At 63.1% G+C, this 19,036-nt stretch carries 18 protein-coding genes; 14 read left to right on the plus strand and 4 right to left on the minus strand.

Translation table 11 applies throughout. The features are described from left to right. Nucleotides 1-330 precede the first annotated feature (330 nt). The 7 genes from NCS67_RS24885 (at nucleotide 331) to NCS67_RS24915 (ending at nucleotide 9,327) form a co-directional block, all read left to right on the plus strand. Nucleotides 331-765, plus strand: a complete 435-nt coding sequence (locus NCS67_RS24885; protein WP_250437029.1) for a hypothetical protein — start codon at nucleotides 331-333, stop codon at nucleotides 763-765. Nucleotides 766-906: 141 nt separating this feature from the next. Next, complete coding sequence (locus tag NCS67_RS24890) at nucleotides 907-1,572, plus strand: response regulator (protein ID WP_033535857.1); 666 nt, start codon at nucleotides 907-909, stop codon at nucleotides 1,570-1,572. Nucleotides 1,573-1,622: 50 nt separating this feature from the next. Beyond that, entirely contained in the window at nucleotides 1,623-4,838 is a 3,216-nt protein-coding gene (locus NCS67_RS24895; protein WP_250437031.1) for a hybrid sensor histidine kinase/response regulator, read from the plus strand. Between the two features lie 215 nt (nucleotides 4,839-5,053). Then, on the plus strand, nucleotides 5,054-5,956 hold the full coding sequence (locus tag NCS67_RS24900; RefSeq protein ID WP_250437033.1) for a DUF3034 family protein: 903 nt from the start codon (nucleotides 5,054-5,056) through the stop codon (nucleotides 5,954-5,956). A 2-nt stretch (nucleotides 5,957-5,958) separates the two neighbouring features. Next, a complete protein-coding gene (locus tag NCS67_RS24905) occupies nucleotides 5,959-6,378 on the plus strand; it encodes a group I truncated hemoglobin (protein ID WP_250437036.1) in 420 nt (139 codons plus the stop codon). Next, on the plus strand, nucleotides 6,375-6,971 hold the full coding sequence (locus NCS67_RS24910; protein WP_250437039.1) for a methylamine utilization protein: 597 nt from the start codon (nucleotides 6,375-6,377) through the stop codon (nucleotides 6,969-6,971). The genes NCS67_RS24905 and NCS67_RS24910 overlap by 4 nt, the downstream gene beginning before the upstream one ends. Nucleotides 6,972-6,984: 13 nt before the next feature. After that, nucleotides 6,985-9,327, plus strand: a complete 2,343-nt coding sequence (locus tag NCS67_RS24915; protein WP_250437040.1) for a bifunctional diguanylate cyclase/phosphodiesterase — start codon at nucleotides 6,985-6,987, stop codon at nucleotides 9,325-9,327. Nucleotides 9,328-9,333: 6 nt separating this feature from the next. On the opposite strand, the gene NCS67_RS24920 is transcribed toward NCS67_RS24915, so the two are convergent. Continuing rightward, a complete protein-coding gene (locus NCS67_RS24920) occupies nucleotides 9,334-10,902 on the minus strand; it encodes a sensor domain-containing diguanylate cyclase (RefSeq protein WP_175981991.1) in 1,569 nt (522 codons plus the stop codon). 390 nt (nucleotides 10,903-11,292) lie between these two features. Between NCS67_RS24920 and NCS67_RS24925 the strand changes: the two genes are divergently transcribed. The 3 genes from NCS67_RS24925 (at nucleotide 11,293) to aroQ (ending at nucleotide 14,329) form a co-directional block, all read left to right on the plus strand. Then, nucleotides 11,293-12,711: an MFS transporter gene (locus NCS67_RS24925; protein WP_250437042.1), complete on the plus strand. Its 1,419-nt coding sequence runs from the start codon at nucleotides 11,293-11,295 to the stop codon at nucleotides 12,709-12,711. Between the two features lie 85 nt (nucleotides 12,712-12,796). Then, nucleotides 12,797-13,855, plus strand: coding sequence for a Gfo/Idh/MocA family protein (locus NCS67_RS24930; protein WP_350029140.1), 1,059 nt, complete (start codon nucleotides 12,797-12,799; stop codon nucleotides 13,853-13,855). Nucleotides 13,856-13,891: 36 nt separating this feature from the next. After that, nucleotides 13,892-14,329: a type II 3-dehydroquinate dehydratase gene (gene aroQ, locus NCS67_RS24935; protein WP_175981987.1), complete on the plus strand. Its 438-nt coding sequence runs from the start codon at nucleotides 13,892-13,894 to the stop codon at nucleotides 14,327-14,329. A 50-nt stretch (nucleotides 14,330-14,379) separates the two neighbouring features. Here aroQ and NCS67_RS24940 read toward each other — a convergent pair whose 3' ends face one another. Together NCS67_RS24940 and NCS67_RS24945 are read right to left on the minus strand one after the other, a co-directional pair. Next, nucleotides 14,380-14,532: a hypothetical protein gene (locus tag NCS67_RS24940; protein ID WP_162483411.1), complete on the minus strand. Its 153-nt coding sequence runs from the start codon at nucleotides 14,530-14,532 to the stop codon at nucleotides 14,380-14,382. 86 nt (nucleotides 14,533-14,618) lie between these two features. Next, entirely contained in the window at nucleotides 14,619-14,879 is a 261-nt protein-coding gene (locus NCS67_RS24945; protein ID WP_008347402.1) for a hypothetical protein, read from the minus strand. Nucleotides 14,880-15,221: 342 nt separating this feature from the next. On the opposite strand from NCS67_RS24945, the gene NCS67_RS24950 reads away from it, so the two are divergent. Further along, nucleotides 15,222-16,598 carry an amino acid permease gene (locus NCS67_RS24950; protein WP_250437044.1) on the plus strand — a complete coding sequence of 459 codons (1,377 nt, stop codon included), beginning with the start codon at nucleotides 15,222-15,224 and terminating at the stop codon, nucleotides 16,596-16,598. 49 nt (nucleotides 16,599-16,647) lie between these two features. Beyond that, nucleotides 16,648-17,847, plus strand: a complete 1,200-nt coding sequence (locus tag NCS67_RS24955; RefSeq protein WP_250437046.1) for an amino acid aminotransferase — start codon at nucleotides 16,648-16,650, stop codon at nucleotides 17,845-17,847. A 4-nt stretch (nucleotides 17,848-17,851) separates the two neighbouring features. Here the strand turns inward: NCS67_RS24955 and NCS67_RS24960 are convergent, their stop codons facing one another. After that, nucleotides 17,852-18,223, minus strand: coding sequence for a hypothetical protein (locus NCS67_RS24960; protein ID WP_250437048.1), 372 nt, complete (start codon nucleotides 18,221-18,223; stop codon nucleotides 17,852-17,854). Nucleotides 18,224-18,344: 121 nt separating this feature from the next. Here NCS67_RS24960 and NCS67_RS24965 point away from each other — a divergent pair, with 121 nt between their 5' ends. Then, entirely contained in the window at nucleotides 18,345-18,593 is a 249-nt protein-coding gene (locus tag NCS67_RS24965) for a hypothetical protein (RefSeq protein ID WP_034472230.1), read from the plus strand. Between the two features lie 52 nt (nucleotides 18,594-18,645). Further along, on the plus strand, nucleotides 18,646-18,969 hold the full coding sequence (locus tag NCS67_RS24970) for a hypothetical protein (protein WP_175981977.1): 324 nt from the start codon (nucleotides 18,646-18,648) through the stop codon (nucleotides 18,967-18,969). Nucleotides 18,970-19,036 lie beyond the last annotated feature (67 nt).

Genomic DNA, 19,036 nt, shown 5'->3' on the forward strand with positions numbered 1-19,036 from the left:
ACCGAAGACTCCGCGATAGACCCTCTCGCGCTTCGGTGTTTTCGTCTTCGGAGATGACGAAAAGAACGATCTCCCTACATAAGTTCGCAGATCGAAGCAAGACCATTCCCGGATGAATCGTGCGGATATTTTGACCATATCGGGCTTTCGATATTTTTCTATATCGAGCGGAGAGCCCGTCGGCTAAATTCGACCATCGTTGTGGCAGGGCGCAAGTCACGAGCGATGGGCACTCGCTCTGCCTGCGTGCTGGCCTGAGTAAGCACTGTCTTCCTTCGGATCCTGTATGAGCCGGGGTCGACCGTCGTGCCCTTTGCACTGAATATCGCCATGTCAATTCTCGAATTTCTGAGCCGAAAATTTCGGCATTACTGCGCAATGGCCGGGCGCGCGTCGTCGATTCTCACGTCGGTTTATTTCGGCTTGTCGTTTCTGCTTCTGGCAGCGCTAGGGGTATCGAGTTGGAATTTGATCGTGCCGATTGCTTTGGTATTCAGCCTTTCGATGATCATCTTTGCTTGCATGCTGCTATCCGAAAGCCGTAAGTACGAACGTGAGGCCAGGCCGCCGGTGACATCGATTCCGATCGACCAGCTCGCGAGTTCGCTTCGTGGAAGCAATGAGCATGAGCAGCGCGGGTCAGGATGCACAAACGTCCGCGCTGCAGACAAAGTGCGTGCGGGACGTGAAGCCGGTGTCGCCGGGAAGATTCGTTTCGCCGGGCGAAACGCACTTCTGACACCGCCGATGTTTCTCCCGGATTGAGCACGTCCTAAAATCCGATAGGCTTCCTTTGCGGGATAGCTCAGGCCCGCCCGACATTCGTGAGTTGCTTTTACATCAATAAATGAGCCGTACGTTTCGGGTTTTGACTCGAAGAGCGGCAACTCAAAAAACGGTTGTTATATGAACGCACGAGGGGACAAGATTCGGATGGTTTTGGCGGACGATCATCCGATCGTGCTGTTGGCTGTAGCCGACCAATTCTCGAAAATTCCGGGTTTTACGATCGCCGCCATGGCTCATTCCGGCGCCGAGTTGCTTCGCGTACTCGAAAAGGAGCCCGTCGACCTTATCATCACCGATCTGGTGATGCAGGGAGAAGACGAGACGGACATAGACGGCTTGCGGCTGATCAGCAAGCTCAAGCGGTCCTTTCCGAACATACCCGTCATTGTGCTGACCATGATGACGAGCGGCGGCATCTACCACGAATTGTGCAAGCTGGGCGTCGCTGCGATCATGAGCAAGGAGGAGCCCGCCAGCGAGCTCAGCCAGGTCACGCTTCGTGCATTGAGCACGAAAGAGACGATCATTTCGCCTAAGATTCAACACCGTCTGGCGCGCGATGGATCGACCCTGCAGGACCTCGCGCGCGAGCAGCCGCTTTCGCCCCGCGAACTGGAAGTGGTGCGCCTCTTCGCACAGGGCCTTTCGGTGACTGAAATCGCGCGCACGCTGAACCGATCCGTGCCGACCGTCGCCACGCAGAAGCGATCGGCCATGCGCAAGCTGCATGTGGAGAACCACGTCGATCTCGTCAAATACGCGGCCAGAGCAGGACTAGCCTGATGGAGCATGTTTTCGCCGCATCGCGAGATTCTCCTCTGCAGATGCTGCGAATGCTCGAGGACAATCTCAAACGCGAGCGACGCATTTTCGCGGTCGCCATCGGCTTGCTGATTTTCTCTTCGATGTGTGCCGCTTTCGCGGCCATCGTTTTTCTGGTCAATAGTACGCTCAGGACCGAGCTTGCCGACGTCCAGTCCGTCATGCGCGGCGTGAATATCGGTATCTTCAGTCGTTACAACATGCTGAAGACGGGCGAGCTACTCCTCGAAGTCACCCCGCAGGACTACCATCCATCGCCCAACGGTCCTCGGGCCGCGCTGCCGTGCGCGCCCTTACCTTCGGACAGCGAAGACGCATCGATGAGCCGGATTTGCAGCGCGGCACTGCGTGCTATTCCCGACGGGAGCTTGCCGTTCTCCCTGCAATTCGCACGGTTCGACGGAAGCGCGTCGTATGGTTTTGAATTTTTCACCAAGCGCGACGCCGATGAGGGACCCGGCACCGAACGATTGCGCTCACTCGTCGATACCGCCAAGGCCACCATGAGTTCTCGCGGCCTCGATCCCGTAAGCGTCGCACGAGAACATAGCGTTCTATGGTTCCGTGCACCGGCCCTGCTGGGTTTCGAGAGTTCGACGATCGTTATGTTCATGGTGGTCGAGAAGGACGATCGACCCGTTGCGTTTGTCTTCACGAAGGTGGATGTCGAGCGTGTGCTGAAATTGGTCCGGCCCGCCGCCCTCAATTCGGAAATAACGATCTTTAGCGACGATGGCACGGTGCTGGCGGGCGATGCATCGGGAGACGCGCGATTCGTCGACAAACATCTCGAAAAGGGGCCGCCTGGCGTATCCCACTGGATCATGGGACACGGATGGGGCGCGCGAATGGAACCGCTTGCGCTCGGCGTCGGCCACATCGTCGTTTCCTTGCCGACGGCGACCAATCTCGCTGTCAAGCGTACGGAAGTGTCGGTTATCGTTCTGGTGGAAGCGGCGCTCTCAACTATGCTCGTGGCGTTATACCGATACTGGAACTACCGCTTCCTGACGCGTACCTATGAGCAGGCTTGCCGCGCGGTGGAAGGCGAGATTCTAAATCATCTGCAGGTGCAGGTGACGCCGGTCGGTTTGTGCATTGCGCTGCGTAGCGATTTCAGCGCCATTGCCGCGAATCAGGTCGCGCGTAACCTGCTCGACCTCGATGCCAGCGCGATGCATCTGCCCGCCGCGCTATGTGTGGCCTTCCATCAACATGGCATGAGCTTGCCCGCAAAAGGCGACGCCGCCGTGATCTGGCAATTCGAATGCACGCTGGAGAAAGCGGACCAGTCGTCGCGTCACCTGAAGATTTCCTACACGTCGGCGGTCGTCAACAAGACCGATGTGCTGTTCTGCGCCATTGCCGACATCACGGAGCATCACGAAGCCGAACGCCTGCTGCGCGAAGCGAAGGAAACCAGCGACGCCGCCGCCAAGGCCAAGCTGAATTTCTTCGCTTCGATGAGCCACGAGATCAGAACGCCGCTGGCGTCGCTCGTCGGCAATCTCGAACTCGTCGCCAGGGGCCCGCTGGCGGCGGAACAGGAAGCCCGCGTCGGTGCGATGCAGGCGTCGGCGGGCGCGCTGCTGCAGGTCGTCAACGATGTTCTCGATTTCTCGAAGATGGACGTCGGGGAAATGCGTCTCAGCGAAGAGCCGGCGTCGATACGCGACATCGTCATGCGCGTGATGGTCGGTCATTCGCCCATCGCGAATCGCCAGGGCTTGCGTTTGTTCGTCGTGATCGACCGCGAGTGCCCGTCACGCTTATGGCTCGATCCGATTCGCGTCGCGCAGATACTCAACAACCTCCTTGGCAACGCGCTCAAGTTCACGTATTCGGGCAAGGTCGTCGTGCGTGCGCGCTGGGTCGACGGCGCGCTCGCACTGAGTGTGGCCGATTCGGGCATTGGCATTCCGGAAGCGCAGCGTCAGATGCTCTTTCAGCCGTTTGTCCAGGGCGACGCGCACCGGCTGACTCAAGCGCGCGGCACCGGGCTCGGGCTCTCGATCTGCGAGCATCTGTGCCGGCTGATGAAAGGGCGCATCGCGCTTGAAAGCACGGAGGGCGTCGGCACGCGCATCACCGTCACGCTGCCGTTGCAAGTGGCTGAGTCGTCGCCGGACGAAGCCGATGCCTTGCTCGTCGGCCGGCCCGCCATCCTGTATCGGGCGAACGAGCATCGCGAGTGGTTCGACGCACTCTTCGATGCAGAGCGCAGTTCGATTACGTACATCACGAACGAGGGCGCGGCGGCGAACGTGGAGGGTTGCGACTGTCTCATCGCGACCGACGAAATCTCGGATGACGAGATCGATGCGCGATGGACAGATCGCGCGCGCGTCATCCGCGTGACGCAGGACGGCCCGCTCGTGCCGGTGGCGAGAGAGAACGGCGAAATAGCCGTCAGCATCTTCGCGGCCAAGGAGTTCCGGGAAGCGGTGCAGATTGTCAGAGACGGGAGGCATCACGCGATCTCCGCGTCGCCCATTCGGTCGGCGCCTCTGCAACCCGCTTCGGCGAATCCCGGCGCGACAGTGCTGATCGCCGAGGACAATCGCCTCAACCGAGGTTTGTTGCGCGACCAGTTGCTGACGCTCGGCGCATCCGTGATCGAAGCAGCCGACGGCGAGGAAGCGCTCGATCTGCTGCGCAAGAACCGCGTGGACCTCGTGCTGACCGACATGGACATGCCGAAGATGAACGGCGCGCAACTCCTGGCGGCCGCGCGTGCCCTCGATCCGTCGATGCGTGTCTATGCGGTGAGCGCGAGTGCGAGCGCGACCGATGTTCAACGTGGTCGCGACGCCGGTTTCACCGACTATCTGACAAAGCCGGTTGCGCTCTCCGTGCTCGCTGACGTGTTGCGCACGTTAGCCGTCGATGAAGGAAACGCATCGGCCGATGATGCGTCGCCGCCACGATTGCCGACGGTGCCGGCGCCGTATGTCGCCGCCTTCGTCCAGCAGATCGGCGAAGACATCGCCGCGCTCGACGCGATCTGCTCGCAGCGCGACGCCCCGGCGCTGCGCCGCTGGGCGCACAAGCTTGCGGGCGGGCTGTCGGTGCTCGGCCCGTCCATGCTCTTCGATCAGTGCGAGGAATTGCGCGCGACGCTTAGAGAGGCGGGCAACTGGGTCGAGGACGTCGAGACATACGTCTCGCTGATTCGCTCGGACCTTCTCGAACTGCGCGACCTGCATCGCGACACGATCCACGGTTAGGCCGACGCGCTGACCCATCCCGGATTGCAAACATTCGGCCCGCAAAAACTGACGAACGGCCGTCAAGTTCGACCGTCAGCGGCCGTTTACACGCATATGAAAAGGCGCCGCCTACCTGGCGAGTGACCTTCCCAGAGCGCCTGGCTCGCCGCGACGCGTCGCGCGGCACCCCGAGGCGGCGACGGCAACCCCGACAACCGCTCGATGTCTCCCGCATGCGTCAGATTTACTCAAAGATGCGCCTCGCCAGTCTGGCCGTGGCGTCGCTCCTTTCGTTCTCGTCGTCCGCTTTCGCCGACGATCCGCCCGCCGTGCCGCTCACCGGCGGCAAGCTGCTGCTGACGGGCGGCGTCTCGGAAGTCGAAGGCGCGGCGGGCGGCGGCCTCACGCCGTGGGCCGTCATCGGCGGATACGGCACCGCGCGCCAACTCGGCGCGAACGCGCACGGCACCTACATCCGCACGCAGGATTACGCGCTCGGCACGTGGGGCCTGACCGTCGGCGTCGCGAATCGCGTCGAGCTGTCGCTCGCGCGTCAAAGTTTCGATACGCGCGATGCCGGCGCGAAACTCGGCCTCGGCGAGAACTTCAAGTTCAATCAGAACATCTTCGGCGTGAAGGTGCGGCTGCTCGGCGACGCGGTGCTCGATCAGGACACGTGGATACCGCAAATCGCCGCGGGGCTGCAGTTCAAGCACAACGAACAGGGCGATATCGTGAAAGCGGTCGGCGCGGCGAGCAATTCCGGCACCGATTTCTATCTGTCCGCGACGAAGCTGCTGCTCGCGCAAAGCCTCCTCTTGAACGGCACGCTGCGCTTCACGAAGGCGAACCAGTTCGGCCTGCTCGGGTTCGGCGGCGACAAGTCGAACGCGTATCACCCGGAATTCGAGTCGTCGGTGGCGTATCTGCTGACGAAGAACGTCGCGATCGGCGGGGAATATCGGATGAAGCCGAACAATCTCTCGTTCGCGCGCGAGCAGGACGCGTACGACGCGTTCGTCGCGTGGGCGCCGAACAAGCACGTCTCGCTGACGGCGGCGTATGTCGCGCTCGGCGACATCGCGACGGTGAAGAATCAGCGCGGCCTCTACGTTTCGATGCAGGCGGGGTTCTGACGATGAAAATCCGCCACGCCGCAATGCTGGCTCTCACGCTCGCCTGCGCGAACGCGCACGCCGACGAGGCGCTCTACGAACAGTTCGGGGAGCAAGCAGGGCTGACGAAGATCGTCGACGACATGTACGACAACGTGCTCGCCGATCCGCGCACCGCGCCGTATTTCGACAACGCGCCCGTCAAGCGCATCAAGCAGAAGCTCGTCGAGCAGATCTGCGTGCTGCTCGACGGCCCGTGCGTCTACACCGGCCGCCCGATGCGCCGCACGCACGAAGGACAGAACATCGACCGGGCCGCGTTCAACGCGCTCGTCGAAGACTTGCAGGCCGCGATGGACAAGAACGGCGTGCCGTTCCACGCGCAAAACAAACTCCTGGCGAAGCTCGCGCCGATGTACCGCGACGTGCAAGACCGCGAATGAACATGCTCAAATTTCTCATCACGTTGCTGGTGTTCGGCGCGACGATTGCCCACGCCGGGAGCGTGCGCGTGCAAGTGGTCGATCAGGCTGGCGCGCCCGTGCCCGACGCCATCGTCTATGCGCTGCCCGTCAACGGCAAGCCGCCCGCGACGAAGCCCGCCAGCGCGGTCATCGATCAGATCAAGCGGCGCTTCGTGCCGATGGTCTCCGTCGTGCAGACGGGCGCGTCGGTGGCGTTCCCGAACAAGGACAACATCGAGCACGACGTCTATTCGTTCTCGCCGCCCAAGCGCTTCGAGCTGAATCTGTATCACGGCATTCCCGCGAATCCGGTCGTGTTCGACAAGCCCGGCCTCGTCGTGATGGGCTGCAACATCCACGATTCGATGGTCGCGTATCTGCTGATCGTCGATACGCCGTGGTTCGCGAAGACCGACGCGCACGGCGCCGCGACCATCGACAATCTGCCCGCCGATGCGTACAAGGTGATCGCGTGGCATTTCCGCCAGAGCGATCCGAACGCGCAGCCGACGCAGAAGGTCAACGCGGACGGCGCGGTGAAATTCGCGCTGCAACTGCGCCCCGCCGAATAGGACGCCCGTCACGATGCTCTTTCACAGCCTGCGCGCGCGAATCGCGCTCGTCTTCGTCGTGCTGATGCTCGTCGCGCAGGCGGCGGCGTTTCTCGTCATCAACTCGGTGATTCTGAAGAACGCGCATCGCAACGCCGAAGAGCAACTGTCGGTGGCCGAGCGCGTATTCGCGCAGATTTTGCGCGGCAATAGCGAACAGTTGACGCAGGCGGCGAGCGTGGTCGCGCTCGACTTCGGCTTTCGCGAAGCGGTCGCGACGCACGACAGCAAGACGGTCGCGTCCGCGCTGCGCAATCACGGCGACCGCGTTCATGCGGACGTCGTGATGCTCGTCGATCTCGACGGCAAGCTGATCGCCGATAGCGGCGGCGTCGGGCGCGAAGGCATGGCGTTTCCGTTCCCGAAGCTCATCAGGACCGTCGCGACGAAGGGCGATGCGTCGTCGTTCGGCATGATCGGGCCGCGCGCGTATCAGCTCGTCGCGGTGCCGGTGAAAGCGCCCATCGCGATCGCGTGGGTCGTGATGGGCTTCGCGGTCGACGATGCGCTCGCACGCGATCTGAGCTCGCTCACGTCGCTCGATGTGTCGTTTCTCACCGTCGGCGACGACGGCAAATGGGGCGTGCTGGCCAGCTCGCTCCCCCACGACGCACGCGACGCGCTGACGGATCAGGCGCAACTCGCCGCGAACGGCTACGCGACGCGCGTCATGCGGCTGCACTCCGAAGGGCGCACGGTCGCCGTGCTGCTCGAACGCTCGCTCAACGAGGCGCTCGCGCCCTTCAAGCGCCTGCAGACGACGCTGCTGCTCATTACGCTGCTCGGCGTGCTCGTGTCGATCGTCGGCAGCGTGCTGATGGCGCGCTCGGTCACGCGGCCGATCGCGGCGCTCACGCAGTTTTCGAAGCGCATCGGGCAGGGCGATTACGCCGCGCCCATCGAGATTCGCCAGAACGACGAAATCGGCGAGCTGGCGCGCGCGTTCAATCAGATGCGCGACGGCATTTCGGAGCGCGAGAAACGCATCACCGAGCTCGCGTACATGGATCGGCTCACCGGCCTGCCGAATCGCGCGCTCTTCAACGACCGCCTGCAGCAGGCGATCGGCGCGGCGACGCGGAGCAAGCGCCCGCTCGCCGTGATGATGATGGACCTCGACCGCTTCAAGTACGTGAACGACACGCTCGGGCATCCGATCGGCGACATGCTGCTGTGCGAAGTGGCGAAGCGCCTGCGCGCGGCGCTGCATCGCAAGACGGATACGGTCGCGCGTCTGGGCGGCGACGAATTCGCCGTCCTTCTGCCGACCGACGATCTGGCGTCCGCGCGTCTTCTCGCCACGCGCATGCTGAACGCGCTCGAAGAGCCGATCACGATCGAAGGGCAACTCGTCGATGTGGGCGCGAGCATCGGCATCGTCACGTTTCCGCAGAACGGCACGGACATGAACGTGCTGCTGCGCCGCGCCGATATCGCGATGTACGTGGCGAAGCGCTCGAATCTCGGCTACGCGCTCTACGACGAACGTCACGACCAGAACAACGCCGAGCGTCTTTCGCTGATGAGCGAGCTGCGGCAGGCCGTCGAGCACGATCAATTGACGCTCTACTATCAGCCGAAGGTCGATCTCGCGACGCATCGCGTGAAATATGTCGAGGCGCTCGTGCGCTGGGATCATCCGACGCGCGGCTTCGTCTCGCCCGACCAGTTCATCCCGTTCGCGGAGCAGACCGGCTACATCAAGACGATTTCGCGCTGGGTCGCCGACAAGGCCATCGCGCAATGCGCCGCGTGGCGCAGGCAGGGCATCGAGCTGGCCGTGTCGGTGAACGTGTCGGCGCGCGAGCTGATCCAGTCGACGCTGCCCGAAATCTTCCAGGGACTGCTCGACAAGCACGGCGTCGCGCCGGAATCGATCTGGATCGAGATCACCGAGAGCGCGATCATGGACGACCCGAATCACGCGATCGAGACGCTCGACCGGCTGCACGCGCTCGGCATTCGCCTGTCCATCGACGATTTCGGCACTGGGTATTCGTCGCTGTCGTATCTGAAGCGCATGCCCGTGGATGAGCTGAAGATCGACAAATCGTTCGTGATGGGCATGTTCCAGCACAAGGACGATGAAACCATCGTGCGCTCGACAATCGATCTCGGGCACAACATGGGACTGAAGGTCGTCGCGGAAGGCGTCGAAACCGAAGAGATGCTGGAGCGGCTGAAGGCGCTGCGCTGCGATCTGGCGCAGGGCTATCACCTGAGCCGGCCGCTGCCCCCCGCGAAGCTCGAAGCGTGGCTCGACGCGTGGCGCGAGTCGAACGAGCAAGCGCTGATCGCCGGGCCGGAAGAGGCGTAGGCTCGCTTACCAGGCGCGGCCGCGGTCGTTCGCGACGGCTTGTTCGTCGCTCGCGATGGAGTCGCCGTCGCGATCGGCGAAGCGATAGGTGCCGCGTTCCTCCGATTTCGCTTCGTACAGCGCGGCATCGGCGCGCTTCAATGCGCTTTCGAACGACTCCGCCGGACGCGCCAGCGCGATGCCGACGCTCACGCCCACGCGCACCGTCTGCCCGGATTCGAGCGTGTACGGCGCCGACAGCTCGCCGATGATCTTGCGCGCGAAAACCACGTTGGCCGCGTGCGCGATATACGTGGCGACGATCGCGAACTCGTCGCCGCCCAGACGCGCGACCAGCTCGCCGCGGCGCATCGCGTTGCGCAGGCGGTCGGCGACGAGCTTCAGCAGTTCGTCGCCGGCATTGTGGCCGTGCGTGTCGTTGACGTGCTTGAAGCCGTCGAGATCGACGTACATCACCGTCACTTTCTCGCGGCCCGCGCCGCCCGCCATCAGACGCCCGGCCTGGTCGCCGAGATAGCGCCGGTTCGGCAGGCCCGTCAGCGAATCGTGATGCGCCCATTGCAGGATTTTCGCTTCGGCTTTGCGGCGCTCCGTCACGTCCTCGATGATGATGACCGCGCTGCCGTCGGGCACCGGATTGCGGCTCAGTTCGAGATGCCGTCCGTCGCGCAAGGGCAGGTCGAGCGTCGGATGGCCGCTTTCGAGCCATTGCGCGCATCGCTCGGCAAGCTGCGCGCGCGGCGTCTCGCCGAATTTCGCGAGCGCGGCATAGCCGATGAACTCCGGCAGCGACACGTTCAGCCGCAGCATGTCGATGGTCGCGCCGAACAGCTCCGCCGCCTTGCGATTCGCGATCACCACCCTGCCCGACGCATCCACGGTGCAGAGGCCGTGCGGCATGTGCGCGAGCGCCGCGTCGAAGCGCGTGGCGATTTCGGCGTGGCTTTCCTTGGCGGTCATCAGCGCGACGAGGCCGCGATAGTGCCGCTGCACGACCGCGCACATCGCGGCGATATAGAGGACGAGCGGCGGCACGAGAATCCAGTAGCCGGACGGCCCGAACAGCCCGCCGACGCCGATCGGCAGCGCGCCGAGGCACACCTGCGCGATCGCCAGATGCGGCGTGCCCGCGTTGCGCGACGCGACGCCGCCGAGCAGGCCGGCCGTCACCATGATCGCGAGCGACGCGAGCACGGCGTCGCCCGAGATCACGCAGCCCATCGCGCCGAGGCCCGTCACGAGACAGGCCAGCAGCCCGAACGGCGCATAGCGCGCGGCCCACCGGCCGGGCTGCGGCGCGTCCGTGCGGCTCAGCGCGCGATATCGGCCGACGATCGAAAGGCGGGTGGCGAGCAGAAGCGCGTCGGCGGCGAGCCAGAGCATCGTCCAGAGGGACGGCTGGCGTCCGAGCGCGATCATCGCGACGAACGCGCCGGAGATGCCGGACAGCAGCAGCGGGCGGATGTCTTCGACAAGCGTCGACAGCAGCGATGCGCGAACGGCAGGCGTGATCCGTCCGTCCGCGGTCGCCGGCGTGGCCAGAATCGAATCGATCAAGGACGGATTGCCTGACATACGCAAGACCGGGCCGGCGAGAGGATGAATACGAAGGCGGCGGTGATGCGATCACCGCCGGTAATCGTGTATACGGCGGCGTCTGCGTGTTCTTTAGGCAAGACTTAGCGGCGGCTCAGGCGTGGTGAGCGTCGATTATTCGCTGAGAGCGCATTCTGACTTTCCTTCGAGCCGGATTATGTTTTCGCGCGGACATAGTAATTTAGGGCTCAAGTCTTTCAACCTGGCCTGACGCCGGGTTTTGCCTCATCGAAAGCTTTCGTTTCAGAGACGATCATGTTTGATGTCCTGCGCGCCATGCCGCGAAGGCGTCGTCGGTGAGGATGAAAGAAGCAGTTTCGCGGAAAGATGGCCACAGAAACCGTCGGGCGATTCATAAAAGGAGACGTCATGGACACGAACTCTCTCTCACCCGGTGCCAAAGGCGGGTCGCACGCCGAGCACCACAAGCAGACGAAGAAGGCGACCGCGAGCGGCTGGATCGGCTCCGCGCTCGAGTACTACGACTTCTTCATCTACGCGCAAGCCGCCGCGCTGATCTTTCCGCAACTCTTCTTTCCTTCGGGCAATCCGAAAGTGGCGATCGTCGCGTCGCTCGCGACCTACGGCGTCGGTTACGTGGCGCGTCCGATCGGCGCATTCGTGCTCGGTCATTGGGGCGATACGCACGGCCGCAAGACCGTGCTCGTGCTGTGCATGTTCCTGATGGGCTTCTCGACGATGGCCGTCGGACTTTTGCCGACGTATCACAGCGTCGGCATGCTCGCGCCGACGCTGCTCGTGATCCTGCGGCTCGTCCAGGGCTTCGCGGTCGCGGGCGAAATCTCCGGCGCGAGCTCGATGATTCTCGAACACGCGCCATTCGGACGCCGCGGTTTCTTCGCGAGCTTCACGCTGCAAGGCGTGCAGGCCGGACAGATTCTCGCCGCCGCCGTGTTCCTGCCGCTCGCGTACTACATGCCCGAGGACGCGTTCAATTCATGGGGCTGGCGCATTCCGTTCCTGCTTTCGGCGTTCGTGCTGGTTGCCGGCTACATCATCCGGCGCGAAGTGCACGAGACGCCCGCGTTCGAGAAGGAAGGCGAGAAGGGCGCGGTGCCGCGCTCGCCAATCGTCGACGCCTTCAAGTACAACCTGGCCGACATGATCCGCGTCGTCTGCATGGCGCTGATGAACGTGATTCCCGTGGTCGCGACGATCTTCGGCGCGGCGTATGCGGTGCAGGCGGCGTACGGCATCGGCTTTCACAAGAGCGTGTATCTGTGGATTCCGGTCGTCGGCAATATTCTCGCCGTCATCGTGATTCCGATCGTCGGCAATCTCTCCGACAAGATCGGGCGCAGGCCGCCGATCATCGTCGGGGCGATCGCCTCGGGGCTGCTGTCGTATCTGTATCTCTACGCGATCAGCATTCACAACGTCGGCATGGCGATCGTCGCGTCGCTCTTGATGTGGGGCATCGTCTATCAGGGCTACAACGCGATCTTCCCGAGCTTCTATCCCGAACTCTTCCCGACGCGCACGCGCGTCTCCGCGATGGCGATCTCGCAGAACATCGGCACGACCATCACGGCGCTGTTGCCCGCGCTGTTCGCGAGCGTCGCGCCGCCCGGATCGACGAACATTCCGGTCATGATCGGTTCGATCACGCTCGCCGTCACGATCATCTCGGCGATCGCCGCGTGGAGCGCGCGGGAGACGTACCGGATTCCGCTCAACCAGCTCGGCGAGCCGGACGCGCGGCCGGTCGAGAAGTCCGAGTACGACCGCCTGCGCGCGGAATCGGTCGCGAACGCGCGCACTTCCTGAAGCTCATGTCCTCTTTCCTTGCTCAGGCGGCGCGCGACAGCGCCGCCGGGCTGAACTCGCGCTTTTTCAACACGGTGAAATCGAAGTGAATACAGACTCAGGCAAGACGCGTATCGCGGTGGCGGGCGCGGGCTATATCGGTCAGGCGCACATGGGCGTCGCGCAGGCGAGCACGACGTGCACGCTCTCGGCCATCGTCGATCCGGCGCCCGCCGCCGTCGACATCGCGCAGAAGGCGGGCGTGCCGCTCTACAAAACGCTCGACGAACTGCTCGCGAAGGATCGCCCGGACGGCATCGTGCTCGCGACGCCGAATCAATTGCACGTCGAACATGCGCGCGTGTGCATCGCGGCGGGCGTGCCGATCCTGCTGGAGAAGCCGATTGCGCCGACGGTCGAGGAAGCGCGGATGCTCGTCGATGAAGTGGAGCATTCCGGCGCGAAAGTGCTGATCGGCCATCATCGCGCGCACAGCCCGATCATGGCGCGCGCGAAGCAGGTCATCGACGAAGGGCGGCTCGGCAAGCTCGTCGCGGTGATGGGCAGCGCGGTGTTCTTCAAGCCCGACGAGTATTACGCCAGCGCGCCGTGGCGACGCGAGCCGGGCGGCGGGCCGATCCTGCTCAACATGATCCACGAGGTGCACAACTTGCGGATGCTGTGCGGCGATATCGTCGCGGTGCAGGCGTTCGCATCGCACGCGACGCGCGGCTTTCCCGTCGAAGATACGGTCGCGATCAATCTGCGTTTCGCGAGCGGCGCGCTCGGCACGTTCATGCTGTCCGACACCGCCGCGTGCCCGCGAAGCTGGGAGCAGACGTCGCAGGAGAACAAGGCGTATTCCACGTATCCCGACGAAGACTGCTACGTGATCGCGGGCACGTTCGGCTCGCTTTCCGTGCCGACGATGCGTCTCAAGTCCTACGCGAAGGCCGAAGATCGATCATGGTGGAAGCCGTTCGACGAAGACGTCGTGGCGATGCAGCGCGACGATCCGCTCGCGCATCAGATGGAACATTTCGGGCGCGTGGCGCGCGGGGAAGCCGAACCTATTGTCAGCGCGCGCGACGGACTGCAGAATCTGCGGATCACCGAGGCCATCGTTCTTGCCGCCACGAGCGGCAGGATCGTCGAGACCGCCTGAATCTTTTCAATTCCCCTTCCAGTTCAAGGAAATCACATGGCAACGATCCTGACGCTGCACGGCGTCAACCTCAACATGTTCGGCAAGCGCGACCCGAAGCAGTACGGCACGGCGACGCTCGCGCAAATCGACGAGCAGATGGCCGCGCTCGGCAAGGAACTCGGCGTCGAGGTGGAGTGCTACCAGACGAATATCGAAGGTGAGATGTGCTCGCGCATTCATCGCGCGTTCGAAGAAAACGTCGATGCGATCGTCATCAACGCGGGTGCGTGGACGCACTACAGCTACGCGATCCGCGATGCGCTCGCGATCCTGAAGGCGCCGATCATCGAAGTGCACATGTCGCACGTGCACGCGCGGGAGGAGTTCCGCCACAAATCGGTGTTCGCGGAAATTGCGCGAGGGCAAATTTCCGGTTTCGGCGTCGATAGCTACTTGCTGGGCTTGCGCGCAGCAGTCGCCGCGATCAAATAAGGCCGATGCCTTCACGGCGAAGCGTGTGGGCGCTTCGCCGTGTCATCGGGTCAGGCCGGGCGACTGAAATCCTTCGACGCGGGCGCGACCGGCTCGCGTTCGCTCTGCTTGCGCAGCGGTTCGTGATTGCGTTGCGCCGCGCCGCGGATGAACAACACCGCACCCACCGCGCAAACAGCCCAGACCACCGCGATGATCGTCAAGTAGCTCATATCCTTCTCCCCGATGCTCCGAGCGCGGGCGGCTTTGCCGTCACCGCTGCCCGCCTTCTGTTGGCCCTGTTGGTCCGTTACGTTTGCGACGCGGGCAGCGCCAGCAAACGTCCGATCAGCTCTTGCGCGAACGCATGCTGCTCGGTAATGGTCTCTGCATCGTCGTCGGTGGCGTTCGGATCGCCGTGCAGCTTCCCGGCGAGACGCATGATGTTGTCCGACACCGACTGCAGCGCGCTCAGCAATTCCGCTTGTGTCGCCGCGCTGTCCTGCGATCCTTCGCCGAAACGCTGCGCCGTTCGATGCGGCCTGGCGTTTCCTTCCATCGTCTGATACATGGCGACCCCCGTCGTGAGTGGATGATGCGATTCTCACGCCGCGACGCCTCGAGTAATCCTCCGAACAAGCCCTGATTCCGGCCTCAATTCGTTTGATGTCCGTTTCCGCGATTCGGAGCACGGCTGCTATACGCCCGCCCATCAAGGCTTTGCGGCCGCCGGGCGGTAAAATCGCAGATCCGTCCGCTGATAATCGGCCTTTTTTGCAGCGGCTTGTGGGGTCATCCGCACGAAAAAACAACAGTTTCTTACCAAAAAGCAGACTAAAAGGTCGGATCAAACGATACGCGCGATCGTTCGATTTATGAACGCAGTAATTTTTGCAGTGCAACAGACATCGACATGGCTTCACCCACGACGAACGAAACACCCTCGCCGCACACACTCAAACGCGGACTCAAGAGTCGCCACATCCAGTTGATCGCGCTCGGCGGCGCGATCGGCACCGGGCTTTTTCTGGGCGTCGCGCAGACGATCAAGCTCGCCGGGCCATCCGTGCTGCTCGGCTACGCGATCGCCGGGCTGATGGCGTTCTTCATCATGCGTCAGCTCGGCGAGATGATCGTCGAAGAGCCGGTTGCCGGTTCCTTCAGCCATTTCGCCGATAAATACTGGGGCCACGCCGCCGGTTTCATCTCCGGCTGGAACTACTGGGCCATTTACATTCTGGTGAGCATGGCGGAGCTGTCGGCCGTGGGCATCTACATGCAGTACTGGTGGCCGGGATTGCCGATGTGGATATCGGCGCTCGCGTGCTTCGTGATCGTCAACGCGATCAATCTGACGAGCGTGAAGTCCTACGGCGAGACGGAGTTCTGGTTCGCGATCGTCAAAGTGGCGGCGATCATCGGCATGATCCTGTTCGGCGGATGGCTGCTCGCGTCGGGCAAGGCGGGGCCGGAAGCGAGCGTCGCGAATCTTTGGCGGCTCGGCGGCTTCTTTCCGAACGGCGTGCACGGGCTCGTCATGTCGATGGCCGTCATCATGTTCTCGTTCGGCGGGCTGGAGCTCGTCGGCATTACGGCGGCGGAAGCGGAAGACCCGTCGCGCAGCATTCCGCGCGCGACCAATCAGGTCATCTATCGCATCCTGATTTTTTATGTCGGCGCGCTCGGCGTGCTGCTTTCGCTTTATCCGTGGGACAAGGTCGCGACCGGCGGCAGTCCGTTCGTGCTGATTTTCCGCGAGATGAACAGCACGGTCGTCGCGAACGTGCTCAACGTGATCGTGCTGACGGCCGCGCTCTCCGTGTACAACAGCGGCGTCTATGCGAACAGCCGCATGCTGTACGGCCTCGCGCAGCAAGGCAACGCGCCGCGCGCGCTGCTCAACGTGAGCGGACGCGGCATTCCGCTCGCGGCGCTGGCGGTGTCGGCGCTGGTGACGGCGGCGTGCGTTGTCATCAACTATGTGATTCCGGGGCGCGCGTTCGGCCTCTTGATGGGACTCGCGGTGTCGGCGCTCGTCATCAACTGGGCGATGATCAGCATCATCCATCTCATGTTCCGCCGGCAGAAGCGCGCGAACGCCGAAGCGACCTCGTTTCCGAGCTTTCTGCATCCGTTCACGAACTACGTCGTGCTCGCGTTTCTCGCGGGCATCGTCTGGGTGATGTACGAGATTCCGGATCTGCGCCTGTCCGTGTACCTGATCCCGGTCTGGCTGGCCGTTCTCGGAATCGGCTACTATCTCAAAACTCGGGCCGCGCGCGGAGACTGACGCGGCCGCGCTTGCTGATCTCTCGTCCTCTCTCGTCCTATAAGTCACCATGTTCGAACATATCGATGCTTACCCCGGCGACCCGATCCTGTCGCTGAACGAAAACTTCCAGAAAGATCCGCGCACCAATAAGGTCAACCTGAGCATCGGCATTTACTTTGACGACGAAGGCCGTCTGCCCGTGATGCAGGCCGTGCGCGAGGCGGAACTGTCGATCCTGAAAGACCTCGGCCCGAAACCGTATTTGCCGATGGCCGGTTTCGCGCATTATCGCGACGCCGTGCAGGCGCTCGTGTTCGGCAACGACAGCCCGGCGCGCGCCGATGGCCGCATCGCGAGCGTGCAGACGCTCGGCGGATCGGGCGCGCTGAAGGTCGGCGCGGATTTCATCAAGCGCTACTTTCCGAAGTCGCAAGTGTGGGTGAGCGATCCGACGTGGGAGAACCATCGTTTCATCTTCGAGCGCGCGGGTTTCGAAGTGAACACGTATCCGTATTACGACGAAGCCACCGGCGGACTGCGCTTCGATGCGATGCTCGACGCCATCGACAAGCTGCCCGCGAAGAGCGTCGTGCTGCTGCACGCGTGCTGTCATAACCCGACGGGCGTCGATCTCGATCAGGCGCAATGGGTGAAGATCATCGACGTGCTGCAAAAGCGCGATCTGCTGCCGTTCGTCGATATGGCGTATCAGGGCTTCGGTTCCGGTCTCGACGACGACGCGTTCGCCGTGCGCGAACTCGCGCGCCGTGGCGTGCCGGCGTTCATCGCCAATTCGTTCTCGAAGAATTTCTCGCTGTACGGCGAGCGCTGCGGCGGCCTGCACGTCATTTGCGACGATGCCGCCGAAGCCGATCGCGTGCTCGGCCAGCTGACGAGCGCGGTACGCGCGAACTACAGCAATCCGCCGACGCACGGCGCGAAGATCGTCACGCATGTGCTGAACACGCCCGAACTGAAACAGTCGTGGGAAAAGGAACTCGCGTCGATGTGCCAGCGCATCGCGCGCATGCGTCAGGCGATCCACGACGGATTGAAGGATCACGTTCGCGGCGAGATGCTCACGCGGTATATCAAGCAGCGCGGCATGTTCACGTACACGGGTCTGGTCGCGGATCAGGCCGACCGGCTCAAGGAGGAATTCGGCGTGTACATCCTGCGCTCGGGCCGCATGTGCGTCGCGGGCCTGAACGACAGCAACGTGCAGATCGTCGCCGATGCCATCGGCAAGGTGCTGGCGGCGAAGTAAATCGCTACATCGCGGGACAGGACAGCACTTTCTGCGGCGGAAGGCTGCCCGGTCCCGTCTCGACTTTCGTGCCGCGCGGCGGCGTCAGAATGAGCCGCACGGCACTCGTGCCTTCGTTCGCGAGCACGTAGACATCGCCGCTTCCTTCGGGCTGCCAGTACACGCGATACACCTCGCCGTCCTTGTACACATGCAGCGCGCCGTGCCGCACGGCGCCGCCCCGCCAGAAATTCACGCTTTCCCCTTCGCGCAGCGCGATCATGCCGTCCTGCCCGTTCGTGGCGCTTTCGAGCGTGCCGCAGACGGCGTCGTCGGCGCGTGCGTGCGTGCAGACGGCCAGCGCCGCTGCGCATAGAAACATCGTTTTGCGATTCATCGGCTATCGACTCCCGGAAAAAGCGCGTGCGCCGTCCCGCGCTCCTCGCAAGATACGCGCCGACGTTCCTCCGCGCGTGTGCTACTTTGAATGGAAGCAGCATTCGATCATGGAGGGCGACATGACTGTGATCGCGCCGGACGAAAGAGCGGATTTCCTCGCGATTCTCGCGCGCCATCGGCTCGACGAGAGCGATTTTCTGGTGCACGAAGGCGGCGCGTCCGATGTCGTGGACGATGTTTATCCGTTGCAGGGCGTCGTCACCATCACGCGACGTTCCACGTTGAAGGAACGCGAATATCGCATCGGACACGGCACGCAATGGACCGCCGCGTTCGAAAAAGACTTGAACAAGGGCGTGTTCAAATGAACGGGCACGCGCACGCAGTTTTTTCACGCATTTTTTTGAAGCGGAGCAGGCGATGAGACCGACCGAATTCAAATCGTTCAAGGCGCACGTCGCGATGATGCTGCGTGATCTGCCGCGCGGCGTGACGGCCGATCTCAGCGATGTCGCCGTCGCGTACTGGAACGGCACGCAAGTGGTCGGCGCCTATTTGCGCGACAACGGCCGCCTCGACGAAGACTTCGATTTCGACGAAAACGCCTGGGGCGTCTGGCGCGACGATTTCCTCGCGTGGTTCGATGCGCCGCGTTTCTCCGAACGCGCCGATCTGAAGGCGGCGTTCGTCGCAGGCGTCATGCCCGCGAGCGCGCACGGCGGGCTCTGGCCGCGGGCGCTGTGATCTAAGCTTCATTCGGCAAGTCATCCGTAAGCACGCCTCGCACGCGCCCGTTCCCCGCCGAACGGCA

Origin of the sequence: Caballeronia sp. ATUFL_F2_KS9A, assembly GCF_023630765.1 — a bacterium.
Lineage (GTDB): Bacteria > Pseudomonadota > Gammaproteobacteria > Burkholderiales > Burkholderiaceae > Caballeronia > Caballeronia zhejiangensis.

Excerpts from the sequence above, each read along its gene's own strand:
- NCS67_RS24950 (WP_250437044.1), top strand. The coding sequence starts at position 15,222 with ATGGCTTCACCCACGACGAACGAAACACCCTCGCCGCACACACTCAAA.
- NCS67_RS24960 (WP_250437048.1), bottom strand. The coding sequence starts at position 18,223 with ATGAATCGCAAAACGATGTTTCTATGCGCAGCGGCGCTGGCCGTCTGC.
- NCS67_RS24915 (WP_250437040.1), top strand. The coding sequence starts at position 6,985 with ATGCTCTTTCACAGCCTGCGCGCGCGAATCGCGCTCGTCTTCGTCGTG.
- NCS67_RS24905 (WP_250437036.1), top strand. The coding sequence starts at position 5,959 with ATGAAAATCCGCCACGCCGCAATGCTGGCTCTCACGCTCGCCTGCGCG.
- NCS67_RS24970 (WP_175981977.1), top strand. The coding sequence starts at position 18,646 with ATGAGACCGACCGAATTCAAATCGTTCAAGGCGCACGTCGCGATGATG.
- NCS67_RS24895 (WP_250437031.1), top strand. The coding sequence starts at position 1,623 with ATGCTCGAGGACAATCTCAAACGCGAGCGACGCATTTTCGCGGTCGCC.
- NCS67_RS24890 (WP_033535857.1), top strand. The coding sequence starts at position 907 with ATGAACGCACGAGGGGACAAGATTCGGATGGTTTTGGCGGACGATCAT.
- NCS67_RS24945 (WP_008347402.1), bottom strand. The coding sequence starts at position 14,879 with ATGTATCAGACGATGGAAGGAAACGCCAGGCCGCATCGAACGGCGCAG.
- NCS67_RS24910 (WP_250437039.1), top strand. The coding sequence starts at position 6,375 with ATGAACATGCTCAAATTTCTCATCACGTTGCTGGTGTTCGGCGCGACG.
- NCS67_RS24885 (WP_250437029.1), top strand. The coding sequence starts at position 331 with ATGTCAATTCTCGAATTTCTGAGCCGAAAATTTCGGCATTACTGCGCA.
- NCS67_RS24900 (WP_250437033.1), top strand. The coding sequence starts at position 5,054 with ATGCGTCAGATTTACTCAAAGATGCGCCTCGCCAGTCTGGCCGTGGCG.
- NCS67_RS24965 (WP_034472230.1), top strand. The coding sequence starts at position 18,345 with ATGACTGTGATCGCGCCGGACGAAAGAGCGGATTTCCTCGCGATTCTC.
- aroQ (WP_175981987.1), top strand. The coding sequence starts at position 13,892 with ATGGCAACGATCCTGACGCTGCACGGCGTCAACCTCAACATGTTCGGC.
- NCS67_RS24955 (WP_250437046.1), top strand. The coding sequence starts at position 16,648 with ATGTTCGAACATATCGATGCTTACCCCGGCGACCCGATCCTGTCGCTG.
- NCS67_RS24925 (WP_250437042.1), top strand. The coding sequence starts at position 11,293 with ATGGACACGAACTCTCTCTCACCCGGTGCCAAAGGCGGGTCGCACGCC.
- NCS67_RS24920 (WP_175981991.1), bottom strand. The coding sequence starts at position 10,902 with ATGTCAGGCAATCCGTCCTTGATCGATTCGATTCTGGCCACGCCGGCG.